The 866-nt window shown below is 61.4% G+C and carries 1 pseudogene; it reads right to left on the reverse strand.

Going from position 1 to position 866, the window contains the following annotated elements:
- Window positions 1-564: 564 nt before the first annotated feature.
- A pseudogene (locus NKH60_RS34975) lies at window positions 565-866 on the reverse strand (hypothetical protein); the annotation flags it as partial.

Below are 866 nucleotides of genomic sequence, written 5' to 3' on the forward strand. Positions count from 1 at the left end.
CGGGCTGGTCGCCTTCAACACCGCCCCTGGCCTGATGAGCCTCGATCTCCAGCACAGGCTCTTTCATCTCGCCCTTTCGGAGCTCGGTGGCGAGGAGGCATGGAACGAAGTGCTGGAGATTACGGTGGATGTCGCGCGTACCATCACCATCGAACGGTTCAACCGCCCCGATTGACGGACCCTCCGCGTTCGTTTCCTTCATCGGGCTGGAAGAAGCCGCCGCTCGCACAACGAAAAAGCCCGCCGCGGGAGGAGGTGCGGCGGGCTTGATTTGGACGACAGCATTCGGGAGGAATAAATGCCGTCCCTGATCGCCGAGGTCGGGAGGAGGTGACCCGGACGAAACTTGATACCGACAACCTACTCCCTTCCACGCTCCCGAGAAGCATTAATTGTGCATAGCAGCATTGCGATCTGTGCAGCGCACACCTAGACCTGAGAGGTGTGTTTGCCAGACCGGCAGCGCAGGCCGTGTGCTGCGCCGCAGCGATGCACATGTTCGAAACTGGCGGCATCAGCAGCCCGGTGACGTTACCTACTCCCGCCGCGCGCAGCATTGCAGTATCATGCTGCCAGATCGAGAAGCTTCTTGGCCTTGCCCTCCATCTCCAGGCGAACATCCTGATGCGGCTTGTCGCGCGCCACCCGTGTAATGCCCTGCACGAAGTCGAAAATCGAGGCGGGCGGGTGCCCTTCCTCCGAAAGCACGGCATCGATGATCTTCGTCGTCTCCGCCTTGGAGAAGCCGCGCTTGCGCAGGAAGCTCTGGCGATCTTCGTCGTCCCGAGCGACGACACGCTCCCGCGAAGCCTTGATGCCATTGACGAACGGCATGGGCGAAGACTCCGCGAACTGGATCAGCGCTG

It is taken from the genome of Mesorhizobium sp. M1006 (genome assembly GCF_040318825.1).
Taxonomy (GTDB): Bacteria; Pseudomonadota; Alphaproteobacteria; order Rhizobiales; family Rhizobiaceae; genus Mesorhizobium.